This window comes from Stenotrophomonas sp. CCNWLW162 (assembly GCF_037203745.1).
GTDB lineage: Bacteria > Pseudomonadota > Gammaproteobacteria > Xanthomonadales > Xanthomonadaceae > Stenotrophomonas > Stenotrophomonas maltophilia_AQ.
Map to the genome: position 1 here is coordinate 1 of NZ_JBBCBL010000007.1, position 15,347 is coordinate 15,347.

Here is a 15,347-nt window from a genome sequence, read left to right on the forward strand (position 1 = left end):
GGCGGAGCGTTTCTTTGGTTACTTTCTTGATGGCGCACATCCATGTGCGCCACCCTACGGGCCGGCTACGCCGTTCCGCGCTGCTCCTGCAGCGCGGTGCGCGAGCAAAGAAAGTGACGCCCCCTACAACCACCCCTTCTGCCGCGCCAGCCTGTACGCCTCGATCCGATTGGCCACGCCCAGTTTGCCGATGCACTCGGACAGGTAATTGCGTACCGTGCCGTGCGACAGCCCCAGCTGCTCGGCGATCTCGCTGGCGGTACGGCCCTCGCCCGCCAACCGCAGTACACGGCGTTCGCGGTCGGTCAGTGGATCGGCCTGCGACCAGGCGTCCAGCGCCAGCTGCGGGTCGATCGCGCGGATGCCCTGCTTCACCTTGCGCAGTGCATCGGCCAGGTTTTCGGCCGGTGCGTCCTTCAGCAGGTAGCCCAGCACGCCAGCTTCCAGCGCGCGGCGCAGGAAACCGGCACGGGCGAAGGTGGTCACGATCACCACCTTGATCGGCAGTTCGTGGCGGGCGATGCGTTGCGCCAGCTCCAGCCCGCTCAGGCCCGGCATCTCGATGTCGGTGACCAGGATGTCCGGCTGCAGCTGCTGCAGCATGCGCCAGGCGGCCTCGCCATCGGCGGCACTGCCCAGCACTTCAATGTCCGGTTCCAGGCCGAGCAGCGCCGACAGTGCGCCGCGCACCATCGCCTGGTCTTCGGCCAGCAGGATGCGGATCATGCCGCGCCCCCCTGTGCCAACGATGCCGACGACAGCGGCATGGTGGCGGCCACCAGGGGCACGCGCACGGTCAGCAGCGTACCTTCGCCGCGCGGCGACTGCAGGGTCAGCTGTCCCCCGAGCGCCGCCGCCCGTTCACGCATGCCACTCAATCCATTGCCCTCGGCCTGCACGCCGCCGCGGCCGTCATCGCGTATCTGCATCGCCAACTGTCGGTCCTCAAGCATGAAATCCACCTGCACCCGGGTCGCCTGTGCATGGCGCACGATGTTGGTGGCGGCCTCGCGCAACACCAGCGCCAGCCCGCGCTCCACCTCCACCGGCATCGCTGGCGGTGCCGTGTACTGCAGGTGCACCTGCTGGCATTCCAACAGCAGCCGCGCCGATGCCAGTTCGCCGGCCAGATCGCTGGCACGGATGCCGGTCACCGCACTGCGTACCTGTGCCAGCGCTTCGCGGGCGATGGCCTCGGCTTCACCGATCTCCTGCCGTGCACGCGCGTCATCGCGGTCGTACAGCTTGCGCGCCAGTTCCAGCTTCAGCGTGATCAGCGACAGGGTGTGGCCCAGCAGATCGTGCAGGTCGCGGCCGATACGCTCGCGCTCGGCGGTGGTCGCCAACCGTCGCACCTCGTCCTGGGACAGCTGCAGGGCCACGTCGCGCTGATGGCTCAAGGCCTCCACGTTCACCACCAGGCCGACAATGAACGACACCGCCGGCATCCACACCATGGCCTGCCACGGATAGCCGAAGTACAGCGCGGTGCTGCAGAACAGAAGATTCAGTCCGGTCAACTGCAGCAGGTATACCCACCAGCCGCCGCGGCTGCTCATGCGGATCATCACGCAGCCGAACACGAAGTAGCTCAACCCCGACGGATACCATGGCAGCAGTACCAGGGCCATCACGATCATGCCCAGCGCGTAGCGCCACGCGTGGTGCCGTGGCGCCAGCATCACCTTGGCATAGAGCAGCAGGAACAACGGATAGCTGGCCAGGGTCAGCAGCAGCCAGCGCAGCGTGAAGCCGTTCCCGAGCACCGGGGTGAGGAAGATCCAGACCGACCACAGCAGGTGGATTGCGCCGCTCCAGGGCGACTTGCCACGCCGCAGCAGTTCGGCCACCGCCGAATCCGGTGCAGGGCGCAGCAGGGACGCAAGCCAGCTCGACGACACGGGAGGATCCAGGCGGGGACGATCGCTGCCGATCATGCCAGTTCAGCCGATCCGGCGCAGGCGCCGGCGCGCCAGCAGCAACGCGACCACGGTCACCACCAGCAGCACCAGCAGGTGGCCGGCGAGGCTGCCCACCGCCGGCAGCCCGACCACCGGCAACGCCAGCTGCGCCAGGTGCCAGGTCGGCCACAGCGGTGCCATCGTCGAGAACAGCTGAGGCAGTGCCGACAGCGGCAACCACAGGCCCGACAGCAAGGCCAGCGGCAGATAAACCAGATTGACCATCGCCGGCGCCGCACTGGCACTGACATGGCTGCCGATCAGCAGACCGATCGCTCCGAGCGGCAGTGCTGCCAGACCCGCCACCGCCAGCAGCTGCACCATCTGCAACGCCTGCAGCTGCACGCCACCGAGCACACGCGCCACGCCTATCAGCAGCAACGCCACCAGCAGCGCGAACATCACCGCCATCGCCAGCCGTGCCAGCAGCGGTGCCGCCGCCGGCATCGGCAGCGCGCGCTTGAGGGTCAGCAGGCCGCCTTCGCGATCCAGCGCCAGCTGCACGCCGAAGCCGAACAGCGCTGGAGCCATCGCACCGAACACGCAGTAGGTCGCCAGCAGGTACAGCGGCGCATGCCCGCGCCCGAGCAGCACGCCGAACAGTAGATAGAACAGCACCGGAAACAGCAGCGAGGGCACCGCGAACGCCGGCGTGCGCCAGGCCCGGCGCAGTTCGGCCAGCAGTTCGGCGCGGTACGGGCGCAGGGCCTGGCGCCATGCAGGCAGCGGCAACCTGGCGGTGCGGACAAGGGTGTTCATGCGGCCTCCCGGGTCATGTCGAGGAAGGCGTCGGCCAGCGCCGCGCCCTGTACTTCCAGCTCGCGCAGCTGCGCGTCGGCGGCCAGCAGACGCGCCACCACCGGCTCGGCCGGGCTCGCCAGCATCTGCAGATGCTCACCGTCGCGCTGCACCTGCTGCACGCCCGGCCATTGCCGTACGTCTTCAATGGGCAACCCACTGCGGCAACGGATGCGGCGCGGGCGGTCGGCCAGGCGCAGCTCGCTCAACGGTGCGTCGGCCAGTACCCGGCCCTGCTCCAGCACCACCACCTGCTGCGCCAGCGCTTCGGCTTCCTCCAGGTAATGGGTGGTCAGCAGCACACCACAGCCTTCGGCCACCAGCTGCCGGATCGCCTGCCACATCGCCTGCCGCGCCTGGATGTCCAGGCCGGTGGTGGGCTCGTCCAGGAACAGTACGCGTGGCCGCCCACACAGCGCGATGGCGAACTGCACGCAGCGCTGCTGGCCGCCGGACAGCTGGCCGTAGCGGCGGCGCGCGAGCGCCTGCAGGCCGGCGCGCTGCAGTACCTCCTGCAGCGGCATCGGGTCGGGGTAGCAGGCACTGGCCTGTGCCACCAGTTCGTCCACCTGCAGCATCGGCGGCAGGCTGGTGCTCTGCAGCATCACGCCCAGGCCGAGACGGCTGGTCCGCTGCTGCGGGTCGCCACCAAGCAGTTCGACCTGCCCGCCATCGGCGCGGCGCAGGCCCAACAACACGCTGATCGCGGTACTCTTGCCGGCACCGTTGCGGCCCAGCAGCGCCAGCACCTGGCCAGCGCGTACCTGCAGGTCGATGCCATGCAGGGCGGTATGGTCGCGGTAACGCAGCTGCACCTGCTGCAGGCGGGCCAGCGACGGGGCGATCGTATCCATGTGCGGTACCGGTAGCGGGGACGTTGCCATCCTGTGCCGCCGTGGTCACATTTCGCAGTTGCCGCCGTCAATGACATCGGATGACAGCTGTCACTGCCATCGCCGATGCACCTGCCTTCATGCTGTGCCGCACGCTCCACCGCCGGAACCGCCGCTGCCTGCCCTTCCGGTCACACCCGCCCGAACGCCTGTGATGGAACGAATGAACGCTTCTGCCGAGCTGTTGAAGGAACTCCGTATCGACCGCAAGTCGCCGCCGCCCGCCTCCAGTGGCGGCAGTGGTGGCCGCCGCTGGCTGTGGATCGCCGTGGCCGTGATCATCGTGCTGCTGGCCGGTGGTGCATTCGCACTGTTCGGCCGCGCGCCCACCGTGGAAGTGGACACCGCGCCGGCGGTGGCCATCCAGCAGGGCAGCGCCAGCAGCTCGGTGCTCGACGCCAGCGGCTACGTGGTCGCCCGGCGCATGGCCACGGTGTCGGCCAAGATCACCGGCAAGGTGCGCGAGGTGATGATCGAAGAAGGCATGCGGGTAGAACAGGGGCAGATCATGGCCACCCTGGACCCGATCGATGCCGACGCGCAGCGCAACCTGTACGCCTCGCAGCTGCAGGCCGCACGCAGCCAGGTGGTCGGCCTGGAAGCCCAGCAGAAGCAGGCCGCCGCTGAAGCCAGCCGCCTGCAGGCGCTGGTCGGCCAGCAGCTGGTCTCGCGTTCGCAGTACGACCAGGCCGTGGCCCAGCGTGACAGCCTGCGTGCGCAGCTGGAAACCGCACGACGCAACGTCAAGGTTGCCAACGACCAGCTGTCCATCGCCGACCTTGGCGTGGACAACAACATCGTGCGCGCGCCGTTCTCCGGCGTGGTCACCGCCAAGGCCGCGCAGCCCGGCGAAATCGTCTCGCCGCTGTCGGCCGGTGGTGGCTTCACCCGTACCGGCATCGGCACCATCGTCGACATGGAATCGCTGGAGATCGAAGTGGAGGTCGGCGAAGCCTTCATCGGCCGCGTGCAGCCGAAGATGCCGGTGGAAGCCACGCTCAACGCCTATCCGGAATGGAAGATTCCGGGTGAGGTGATCGCCATCATCCCCACCGCCGACCGCGGCAAGGCCACGGTGAAGGTACGCGTGGCGCTGAAGGTGAAGGACCCGCGCATCGTGCCGGAGATGGGCGTGCGGGTCAGCTTCCTGGAACAGGCACAGCCGCAGGCGGCCGCCAAGCCGCAAGGCGTGCGCGTGCCAGGTGGCGCCGTGGTCCAGCGCGAGGGTGCCTCGGTGGCCTTCGTGCTGGGTGACGAGAGCCGCGTGCAGCAGCGCACGGTCGAGGCTGGTCAGGCGATGGGCAAGGATCGCCAGATCCTCAAGGGCGTGAGCGCGGGTGAATCGGTCGTGGTGAACCCGCCGGACACCCTGCGCGACGGCGCCAAGGTGCAACAGAAACAAGCGCAGTAACGGCCTGGCGCCCGTAGGCGCCGCCGGCAACACCGCTCGACGCACGCCTGCGGCCACCGCAGGTGCGCTTCCTGTTTCCCGCCTTCAGTGGAGAACCACCCATGTCGACCCTGGTTTCATTGCGCAACATCACCAAGACCTACCAGCGTGGCCCCGAAAAGGTGCAGGTGCTGCACGGCATCGACCTGGACATCGCCAGCGGCGACTTCGTCGCGCTGATGGGCCCGTCCGGCTCGGGCAAGACCACCCTGCTCAACCTGATCGGTGGCCTGGACAACCCCAGCGGCGGCGAGATCAGCATCGAAGGCGAGCGCATCGACCAGATGAGCGGCGGCCAGCTGTCGACCTGGCGCAGCCACCATGTCGGCTTCGTGTTCCAGTTCTACAACCTGATGCCGATGCTGACCGCGCAGAAGAACGTGGAGCTGCCGTTGCTGCTGACCCACCTCAGCGCGGCGCAGCGCAAGCGCAATGCCGAGATCGCGCTGACCCTGGTCGGCCTGGCCGACCGCCGCAGCCATCGCCCCAACGAACTGTCCGGCGGCCAGCAGCAGCGCGTGGCGATCGCCCGCGCGATCGTCTCCGACCCGACCTTCCTGATCTGCGACGAACCTACCGGCGATCTTGACCGCCAGTCCGCCGAAGAGATCCTGGGCCTGCTGCAGCAGCTCAACCGCGAACACGGCAAGACCATCATCATGGTCACCCATGACCCGAAGGCTGCCGAGTACGCCACCCACACGGTGCACCTGGACAAGGGCGAGCTGGCCGACGCGCCGCTGGCCCACTGACGGAGGCCACAGCGATGAAATACTTCTCGTTGGTCTGGGCACAGCTGTTCCGCAGCCGCACCCGTACCCTGTTGACCCTGCTGTCGGTGGTGGCCGCGTTCCTGCTGTTCGGCATGCTCGACTCGGTGCGCGTGGCGTTCTCGTCCGGTGGCAGCGTGGAAGGTGCCAACCGGTTGGTGGTGGCTTCGCGCCTGTCGATCACCCAGTCGCTGCCGATCCGCCTGGAAACGCAGATCCGCCAGGTCAGCGGCGTGCGCGATGTCACCTACGGCATGTGGTTCGGCGGCATCTACCAGGACCCGAAGAACTTCTTCCCCAACTTCTCGGTGGCGCCCAACTACTTCGATGTCTACCGCGAGCTGCAGATCGACCCGGCGCAGCTGCAGGACTGGCAGCAGACCCGTACCGGCGCGATCGTCGGCGAGACGCTGGCCAAGCAGTTCGGCTGGAAGATCGGCGACACCATCCCGCTGCAGGCCACCATCTTCCCGCGTGGCGGCAGCAACGACTGGCCGCTGGAACTGAAGGGCATCTACCGCTCGAAGGATCGCGCACTGGCAGCCAATGAAGAACGCCAGTTGATGATGAACTGGAAGTACTTCGATGAGTCCAACGACTACATCAAGAACCAGGTGAGCTGGTACACGGTGACGCTGGACAACCCGGAGCAGTCGTCAAGGGTGGCGCAGGCCATCGATGCGATCTCGGCCAACTCCGACCACGAAACCAAGAGCCAGACCGAATCGGCGTTCCAGCAGGCGTTCGTCAAGCAGTTCGCCGACATCGGCATGATCGTCACCTCGATCATGGGCGCGGTGTTCTTCACCCTGCTGCTGTTGACCGGCAACACCATGGCGCAGGCGGTGCGCGAGCGCGTGCCCGAACTCGCCACGCTGAAGACGCTGGGCTTCAAGGACAGTACCGTGCTGATGCTGGTGATGGTGGAGTCGGTGCTGCTGATCGGCCTCGGTGGCCTGATCGGCATGGGCCTGGCTGCACTGATCCTGCCGGCGATCGGGCCGAAGAGCATGGGCATGCTGCCGCCGCATGTACCGACACCGACCTGGCTGATGGGGCTGGGCCTGATCGTGGTGATCGGCATCATCGTCGGCCTGCTGCCGGCGCTGCGTGCCAAGCGCCTGAAGATCGTCGACGCACTGGCCGGCCGCTGAGGAGGACACCGACATGTTCAAGAGCAAACTCAAGAAGTGGCTGGGCAATGCGCTGACCGCGCTGTTGCTGGTGATCGGCCTGGTGCTGTGGATCGGCCTGCCGTGGATCGGCGTGTTGGCGGTCGCCGTGCTGGTGGCACTGTGGCTGCTGCTGACCCGTGGCGGGCGGCTGGCATTGGCGGCTACCCGCATCGGCGTAGCCAGCCTGCCGCAGCGCTGGGGCGCGTCCTCGGTGATCGTGGTCGGCATCGCCGGTGTGGTCGGCGTGCTGGTGGCGATGCTGGCGATGGGCGAAGGCTTCCAGGCCACGCTCAACAACACCGGCGATGACACCACCGCCATCGTGCTGCGGGGCGGCTCGCAGGCCGAAACCAACTCAGTCATCACCCGCGAACAGGTGCCGACGTTGTCCACCCTGCCCGGCATCAGCCGCGATGCCGAAGGTCGGCCGCTGCTGTCACCGGAGCTGTCGCAGGTGGTCAACCTGGTATCGAAGTCCGACGGCACCGACGTCAACGCGCAGTTCCGCGGCGTTGGTCCGCAGGCGTGGGCGGTGCATGACAAGGTAAAGATCGTCGAAGGCCGCACGTTCGCCACAGGCCTGCGCGAGATCGTGGTCGGCCAGGGCGCCAAGGGCCAGTTCCGCGATCTGGACGTTGGCAAGACGCTGACCCTGGGCAACCAGACCTGGACCGTGGTCGGTGTCTTCGCTACCGGCGATGCGCATGACTCGGAACTGTGGACCGATGCCGACACGCTGGCCACCACCTACCAGCGCAGTGCCTGGCAGTCGATCAGCGTGCGTACCGACGGCAAGGCCGGCTTCGAGCAGTTCAAGGCCGCCGTCGCCGCCGACCCCCGCCTGAAGCTGGACGTGGAAACCACCCGCGTCTACTACAGCAAGCAGGGTGGTGGGTTGACCAAGTTGATCGACATCCTCGGCAAGGTGATCGGCACCATCATGGCGGTGGGTGCGGTGTTCGGCGCGCTCAATACCATGTACGCAGCGGTGGCCACGCGTGCGCGCGAGATCGCCACCATGCGTGCGATCGGCTTCCGTGGCCTGCCGGTGGTGACGGCGGTGATGCTGGAGACAATGCTGCTTGCACTGCTGGGTGGCCTGCTGGGCTGTGCGGTGGCGTGGCTGCTGTTCAATGGCTACAGCGTGTCCACCATCGGCAGCAACTTCAGCGCGGTGGTGTTCAAGTTCCATGTGTCGCCGGAACTGCTGTGGACGGGCCTGAAATGGGCGCTGGGCATCGGCCTGGTCGGCGGCCTGTTCCCGGCGCTGCGTGCGGCACGATTGCCGATCACCACGGCGCTGCGCGAAACCTGAGCATCACGCAGCGACAGACTGCGCATCGTGCAGAGGGACGGAGCGAAGGCTCCGTCCCTTTTTCTTTGGTGGGGTCAGATCCCTTCGCTACGCGAAGGGATCTGACCACGATCTGGGTGGGTCGCTACAGATTGCGTAGATACCGCCGCTACCGATGCCTCTGCCCGTCGCAAACGCAACGCGCGTGACGCTGCGCACAGTGCATCTGTGGATTGTTGGTTGCGATTCATTTTCGCGCACATTCGCGGCGCAGCGACAAACAGTTACGAATGGAAACAATCTAGAATCGCGCCCCCACGTTGGTTTGCAGCACCCCACGCGCCCACAGAACGGGCGCATGTTTTTTCTGAAACACGAGATTTCACGGATGTCCCTGAGAACCAATCCGCTGCGCAACGCGATCGTCATCGCGCTGGCCGCCAGCTGCACCACCCCCGCCTTCGCACAGAGCACCGGCGACGCCACCACCACTCTCGACCGCATCGAAATCACCGGCTCGCGCATCCGCCAGGCCAGTGTCGAGACCGCACAGCCGGTGATCGCGCTCAACCGCGCCGAGATCGAGAAGAAGGGCTACGTCAACGTCGCCGACATCCTGCAGGACATTCCCGCCGCAGGTTCGCCGAGCATGGGCCGCGCGTCTTCGCTGACCTCCTCGCGCGACTTCGGCGGCATGTACGTCAGCCTGCGCAACCTCGGCCCGGAACGCAGCCTGGTGCTGATCGACGGCCGCCGCATGGGCGTCAGCGCCGGCGGTTACTCCGACCTGGCCTCGATCCCGTCGGCCATCGTCGAGCGCGTGGAAGTGCTGACCGACGGTGCATCCGCTCTGTATGGCTCGGACGCGGTCGCCGGCGTGGTCAACATCATCACCCGCAAGAACTTCGATGGTGGTGAAGCCAGCGTCTACGTCGGACAGTACGGCCAGGGTGACGGCCAGAAGCGTTCCTATAGCGCCACCTTCGGCAAGACCTTCGACCGCGGCTGGTTCACCGTGGGTGCCGAGCGCACCAAGGAAGACGAAGTGCTGGGCAAGGATCGCGAGTTCAGCCGCTATCCCAACGGCCCGCGCCACCCGACCGACAACCTGAACGGCAATACCCCGTGGGGCTACGTCACCGTCGGTGGCAAGAACCTGACCGTGGGCCCGGGCGGCGATCCGAGCCAGAAGGGCAACTTCCACGCGCCGGATCCGGCCGATGGTGCCAACAGCAAGACCAACATGAGCCTGCTGACCGGCCTGGAGCGCACCTCGGTGTTCGCCAACGGTGGCTTCTCGATCACCGACGACCTGCGCATCGTCGCCGACGCGCTGTACAGCAAGCGCGAATCGACCAAGCAGCTGGCCGGCTACCCGTACTCGGTCAGCGCCGCCCAGGCGCGTAACGGCAGCCGTGCCGCCCTGTCCAAGGACAGTACGTTCAACCTGTGGGGCCAGGATGTGCTGTTCGCGCACCGCTCCGAGGAGCTGCCGCGCGGCACCGAGAACAATCTGGAGACCAAGCGCGCCAGCATCGGCCTGGAAGGCAGCTTCGAAACCGGTTCGCGGTACTGGGACTGGAACGTCAGCTACATGTACAACCGCAATGAAGGCGAGCGCATCGGTACCGGCAGCATGTACCAGCCGCACGTCAACCAGGCGGTCGGTCCGTCCTTCATGGATGGCAACGTGGCCCGCTGCGGCGCACCGGGTGCGGTGATCGCCGGCTGCGTGCCGTGGAACCCGGCTGCGCCGATGGGTTACACCGGCCCCGGCTCGCTGAGCAACCAGGACGTGCAGGACTACCTGTTCGCGCGCTTCGTCGACAAGATGAAGAGCACCACCAAGGTGGCCAGCGCCAACATCTCCGGTTCGCTGTTCACCCTGCCGGCCGGCGACATCATGGGCGCGATGGGCTTCGAGCACCGCAGCGAAGAGGCCAGCTACACCCCGGACATGCGGGTGCAGAAGGGCGAGATCGTCGGCACCACCGGCCAGCCGACCCGTGGCGACTACTCGCTCAACGAGGTCTACCTGGAGCTGCAGGTGCCGCTGCTGACCGATCTGCCGTTCGCGCGCGAACTGTCGCTGGACGTGGCCGGTCGCTACTCGGATTACAACAACTTCGGTTCGACCACCAACAGCAAGTTCGGCCTGAAGTGGAAGCCGATCGATAGCCTGCTGGTGCGCGCCACCTACGGCACCGGCTTCCGTGCGCCGACCGTGGATGACCTGTACGGTGGCACCGTCAGTACCCGCGATTCGTTCACCGATCCGTGCGATACCTCGTTCGGTACCGCTGCGACCAGCCCGACCGTTGCCGCCCGCTGCCAGGCGCTGAAGGTGCCGGCCAACTTCCGCCAGCTCAACAGCGATGGCACTGTTGCCACCAAGCCGGGCCAGCAGTCGACCGTCGACTTCAACTCCGGTTCCAACGCAGAGCTGAAGCCGGAAACCGCCAAGACCTGGACCGTGGGCCTGGTGTACAGCCCGGACTTCGTCGCCGGTCTGGATGTCAGCCTCGACTGGTGGAAGATCCGCATCAACAACGCCATTGTCTCCGAGACCGCCAACAGCATTCTCGAACAGTGCTACGTGCAGGGTTCGGATGCCGCGTGCGGCCGCTTCACCCGCGGCAGCAACGGCCAGGTCAACAGCCTGGACCGCTCGCTGGTCAATGCGGGTTTCCGCGAAACCGCCGGCTATGACATCAATGTGCGTTACCGCCTGCCGGAAACCACGTTCGGCCAATTCGCCGTCAACTGGAACACCACCTACACCGACTACCTGAAGCAGCGCAACGACAACGCCGCGACCACGCCGGTGGAACAGCGCACCAGCTGGGGCGGCGAGTTCCGTGTCCGCTCGACCTTCAACCTGGATTGGCAGTACGGCGACTTCGGCATCGGCTGGACCGCGCGCTACTACTCCAGCATGAAGGAGAAGTGCTCGTACATGGACGAGTGCAACCTGCCGGGCTTCAGCTCGTCGTACACCAGCGCATCGCCGACCAACAAGGTGGGCTCCAACACCTTCCACGACCTGCAGGTACGTTACAACCTGCCGTGGGACGGCACCGTGTCGCTGGGCGTGAACAACGTGTTCAACCACCAGGGTCCGATCATGTACAGCCAGCCGAACAGCAGCTTCACCTACTACGGTGGCTTCGACATCGGCCGCTTCATGTACATGAAGTACCAGCAGCGCTTCTAAGCCTGCAACCGCGTTCCCGCCACAGCCATCTCTCTCCTGGCTGTGGATGGAAGCAGAGCGGCGCCCTTCGGGGCGCCGCTCTTTTTTGGGGAGCGGGGTCGGATCCCTTCGCCCGCGAAGGGCTCTGACCCCATGGCTTCGCCGGGCATGGCCCGGCGCTACCGCTTGGCGCGCATCGTGCGGATGTTGTCGCCGACAAACAGGATCAGGCCAGCCCAGATCGCGGCAAAGCCGATCGCCTTGGCGGTATCGAACGCTTCGTGGAAGAAGAACACGCCCAGCAGCAGCTGCAGGCTCGGCGCGATGTACTGCAGGATGCCGACCAGCGACAGCGGAATGCGCTTCACGCCGTAGGCGAAACCGATCAGCGGTACCGCAGTGATCGCGCCGCCGAAGATCAGCAGCAGGTCGTTGCGCCAGCCCCAGCCGTGGAAGAACGCGCCACCATGGCCGTTCTCGGCCCAGATCGCAAAGGCCAGCGCCGGCAGGAACAGGTACAGGCTTTCCACGCCCAGGCCGGCCACCGGATCGACCGAGACCAGCTTGCGCAACAGGCCATACAGGCCGAACGAACAGGCCAGGCCCAGCGCGATCCACGGCGGCGTGCCGGCATCGATGGTCAGCCAGGCCACACCCACCGCCGCCATTGCCACCGCCACCCACTGCAGTCGGCGCAGCCGCTCCTTCAGCACCAGTACGCCCAGCAGCACGTTCACCAGCGGATTGATGAAGTAGCCCAGGCTGGTCTCGATGACGTGGCCGGCATTGATCGCCCAGATGTACAGGCCCCAGTTGAAGGCAATGGTCAGGCTCGACACCAGCAGGATCGGCAACGCGCGCGGCTGCGCAGCGATCTTCTTCCACCAGCCCAGGCGCGAGCTGAGCAGCAGCCAGCCCAGCACCATCACGGTGCTCCAGATGATGCGGTGGGCGATGATCTGGAACGAGGGCACCTCGTTGAGCAGGTGCCAGTACACCGGCACCAGCCCCCAGATCACGAAGGTGGAGGCAGTGACCAGCAGGCCACGGCGTTGTTCTTTCTCGTCCATGCTCATTTCTTTCGCGTCCTCGCCATCGTCAACACCACCACACCCAGAAGAATCACCGCCATGGCGAGGAAGTCCCGCCATCCAAAGCGTTCACCATTCAATGCGGCGCCCAGCAGCACCGCGATCACGGGATTGACGTATGCATAGCTGCCCGCCAGTGCCGGGCGCACGTTCTGCAGCAGCCACACGTAGGCAGTGAAGGCGACGATGGACCCGAACACGCACAGGTAGGCCATCGCCAGCAGGCCGCCGGTGTCGGGCAGCGTGGTCGGGCGCTCGCCAACCGCCAGGCCGATCAGCACCAGCAGCACGCCGCCGCAGAGCATCTGACCGGCGGCGGTCATGAACGGGCCCGGCAGGTCCAGCCCGCGCGCCCACACCGAGCCGAACGCCCAGCCGATCGGCGCAATCAGCAGCAGCACCAGCCCGGTGGGCGAAGCGGTCAGGCTGCTGCCGGCATTGAGCCAGACCACGCCGACGAAGCCGACGGCGATACCCAGCCATTCACCCTTGCTGGCGTGCTGGCCGCGCAGCGCCGAGAACAGCGCCATCCACAATGGCACCGAGGCCACCGCCGTGGCGGCCAGGCCCGAAGACACCTCGCGTTCGGCCAGTACCACCATGCCGTTACCCAGCACCAGCATGGTCATGCCCATGATGACCAGGTTGCGCCACTGCCGCAGAGTCGGGTTCGGCATCTTCCAGAACAGGCGCAGGGCCAGGAACATCAGGCCACCGGCAATGATGAAGCGGCTGCCGGAGACCATCGTCAGCGGCAGCGCGCCGCCGTGCAGGGCCTTGGCGATACCCAGGTAGGTCGACCCCCAGACCACGTAGACCAGCAGCAGCGCCAACGCGACAAGGCCACCCCGGGGGGCAGCCGCAGACGGAACAGGGGGAGCCGACATGACGCACCAGAGGGGCCGGGGGAACGCGGATTCTAGGACGTTCGGCCGGCTGAAATAACCCCGGTTTTCAACACACTGCAACTCGGATGGGCGATCTTCCCGGGTGCCGGACGCGAAAGGGCGTACGACGATTTAGCTATAGGCCCGTCTGGCGCCCGCTGTCACCCTGTCCGGTCCCATTCCCCGCCCGCTCGTTCGGCACCCGGCGTTGACGTGGGATGCATTACCTAGGAGGCTGGCCGCAAGCGCCCCGCGCGCGGCTGGCACCGATCTTTCCCGCACGGAAGCGCCGCATCGAGGATTCCCACCCGGATGAGCACCACGTCCCATTCCGCTGTCCCCAGCACCGACGGCGCCGCGCTGCGGCGCTCCATCTCCAATACCCTCAAAGGCTCCGCCGGCAACCTGGTGGAGTGGTACGACGTCTACGTGTACTCGGTATTCGCCGTGTACTTCGAATCGCAGTTCTTCTCGCCGGATGACAAGAACTCCACCATGTACGTGTGGGCGATCTTCGCGGCAACCTTCCTGATGCGCCCGATCGGCGCCTGGTTCTTCGGCCGCTTCGCCGACCGCCATGGCCGTCGCCAGGCCCTGACCGTGTCGGTCACGCTGATGGCGGCCTGCTCGTTCCTCATCGCCATCACCCCCACCGCCGCCAGCATCGGTATCTGGGCGGCAGTGATCCTGCTGTTCGCGCGGTTGCTGCAGGGCTTCGCCACCGGCGGCGAGTACGGTGCCAGTGCCACCTACATGTCCGAAGCCGCCATCCCCGGCCGCCGTGGCTTCCTGTCCTCCTTCCACTACGTCACCCTGGTCGGTGGCCATGTGCTGGCCCAGCTGACCCTGCTGCTGATGCTGACCTTCTGGGGCAAGCCGGAAATCTCCGAATGGGGCTGGCGCATCGCCTTCGGCATCGGTGGCATCGCGGCGGTGGTGGTGTTCTGGCTGCGCCGTGGCATGGACGAGTCGCTGTCGGAGTCGTCCATCGAGGCGGCACGCGAGGGCAAGGCACAGAAGTCCGGCTCGATGTACGAGCTGTTCGTGCACCAGTGGCGGCCGCTGCTGCTGTGCTTCCTGATTACCGCCGGTGGCACCGTGGCCTTCTACACCTATTCGGTGAACGGCCCGAAGATGATCCAGAGTGCCTTCGCCGCCAATGATCCGATGACCGGCACCCTGATCAACCTGGGCGTGCTGGCCTTCCTGATGGTGCTGCAGCCGGTCGGTGGCTGGCTGTCGGACATCATCGGCCGCAAGACCCTGCTGGTGTTCTTCGGCGTCGGCGGCGTGCTGTACAGCTGGTACCTGATCACCCAGCTGCCGCACCAGCATGACGCCACCCTGGCATTCCTGACCCTCGCGCTGGGCTTCGTCATCCTCACCGGCTACACCTCCATCAACGCGGTGGTGAAGGCCGAACTGTTCCCCACCCACGTGCGTGCACTGGGTGTGGGCCTGGGCTATGCACTGGCCAACTCGCTGTTCGGCGGCACCGCCCCGCTGCTGTACCAGGGCGCGCTGAAGACCGGCCACGTGGACTGGTTCGCCATCTACGTCACCGCGACGATCGCGGTATCGTTGGTGGTCTATGTGTTCTTCCTCACCAACAAGGGCCCGAACTGGCTCGACGGCACCCGCAAGTAAGCGCGTCGTCATGATCGCGGCCACCGGTGCAATGCCGGTGGCCGCTGCGTCTTCCGCCACGCCACTGATGTGAATCGCGGCGACGCTGGCCGCAGCCACGGCATTGGCCTGCGCACGATGGTGGCCTGCTATCTGGCAGCACTCGCAGCCGCCAGCTGGGGCGCATGCTGCGCCGGCGTCGGTAGTGC

The 15,347-nt window shown here is 66.5% G+C and carries 12 protein-coding genes; 6 read left to right on the forward strand and 6 right to left on the reverse strand.

Annotated elements, in window-relative coordinates:
* Positions 1-123: 123 nt before the first annotated feature.
* Genes V9K93_RS17075 through V9K93_RS17090 form a run of 4 tightly spaced genes read right to left on the reverse strand, consistent with a single transcriptional unit; the run spans position 124 to position 3,613 of the window.
* On the reverse strand, positions 124-726 hold the full coding sequence (locus tag V9K93_RS17075) for a response regulator transcription factor (RefSeq protein WP_005407733.1): 603 nt from the start codon (positions 724-726) through the stop codon (positions 124-126).
* A complete protein-coding gene (locus V9K93_RS17080) occupies positions 723-1,937 on the reverse strand; it encodes a sensor histidine kinase (protein WP_136639128.1) in 1,215 nt (404 codons plus the stop codon). Before V9K93_RS17080 ends, V9K93_RS17075 begins: the two co-directional genes overlap by 4 nt.
* A gap of 6 nt (positions 1,938-1,943) precedes the next feature.
* Positions 1,944-2,720, reverse strand: a complete 777-nt coding sequence (locus V9K93_RS17085) for an ABC transporter permease (protein WP_253079038.1) — start codon at positions 2,718-2,720, stop codon at positions 1,944-1,946.
* On the reverse strand, positions 2,717-3,613 hold the full coding sequence (locus tag V9K93_RS17090; protein ID WP_295379321.1) for an ABC transporter ATP-binding protein: 897 nt from the start codon (positions 3,611-3,613) through the stop codon (positions 2,717-2,719). Before V9K93_RS17090 ends, V9K93_RS17085 begins: the two co-directional genes overlap by 4 nt.
* A gap of 202 nt (positions 3,614-3,815) precedes the next feature.
* Here V9K93_RS17090 and V9K93_RS17095 point away from each other — a divergent pair, with 202 nt between their 5' ends.
* The 5 genes from V9K93_RS17095 to V9K93_RS17115 all read left to right on the forward strand — a co-directional run bounded on the left by V9K93_RS17095 (position 3,816) and on the right by V9K93_RS17115 (position 11,555).
* On the forward strand, positions 3,816-5,063 hold the full coding sequence (locus V9K93_RS17095) for an efflux RND transporter periplasmic adaptor subunit (RefSeq protein ID WP_337302916.1): 1,248 nt from the start codon (positions 3,816-3,818) through the stop codon (positions 5,061-5,063).
* Positions 5,064-5,164: 101 nt separating this feature from the next.
* Complete coding sequence (locus V9K93_RS17100; RefSeq protein ID WP_049435531.1) at positions 5,165-5,854, forward strand: ABC transporter ATP-binding protein; 690 nt, start codon at positions 5,165-5,167, stop codon at positions 5,852-5,854.
* A 14-nt stretch (positions 5,855-5,868) separates the two neighbouring features.
* On the forward strand, positions 5,869-7,026 hold the full coding sequence (locus tag V9K93_RS17105; protein WP_337302917.1) for an ABC transporter permease: 1,158 nt from the start codon (positions 5,869-5,871) through the stop codon (positions 7,024-7,026).
* Positions 7,027-7,039: 13 nt separating this feature from the next.
* Positions 7,040-8,362: an ABC transporter permease gene (locus V9K93_RS17110; protein WP_046984561.1), complete on the forward strand. Its 1,323-nt coding sequence runs from the start codon at positions 7,040-7,042 to the stop codon at positions 8,360-8,362.
* 367 nt (positions 8,363-8,729) lie between these two features.
* Complete coding sequence (locus V9K93_RS17115; protein WP_337302918.1) at positions 8,730-11,555, forward strand: TonB-dependent receptor; 2,826 nt, start codon at positions 8,730-8,732, stop codon at positions 11,553-11,555.
* A 158-nt stretch (positions 11,556-11,713) separates the two neighbouring features.
* On the opposite strand, the gene rarD is transcribed toward V9K93_RS17115, so the two are convergent.
* Positions 11,714-12,610 (reverse strand): EamA family transporter RarD, encoded by an 897-nt coding sequence (rarD, locus tag V9K93_RS17120; protein WP_337302919.1) that lies wholly within the window; start codon positions 12,608-12,610, stop codon positions 11,714-11,716.
* On the reverse strand, positions 12,607-13,512 hold the full coding sequence (gene yedA, locus V9K93_RS17125) for a drug/metabolite exporter YedA (protein WP_337302920.1): 906 nt from the start codon (positions 13,510-13,512) through the stop codon (positions 12,607-12,609). Before yedA ends, rarD begins: the two co-directional genes overlap by 4 nt.
* A 312-nt stretch (positions 13,513-13,824) precedes the next feature.
* On the opposite strand from yedA, the gene V9K93_RS17130 reads away from it, so the two are divergent.
* Positions 13,825-15,159 (forward strand): MFS transporter, encoded by a 1,335-nt coding sequence (locus V9K93_RS17130; protein WP_004137399.1) that lies wholly within the window; start codon positions 13,825-13,827, stop codon positions 15,157-15,159.
* Positions 15,160-15,347 lie beyond the last annotated feature (188 nt).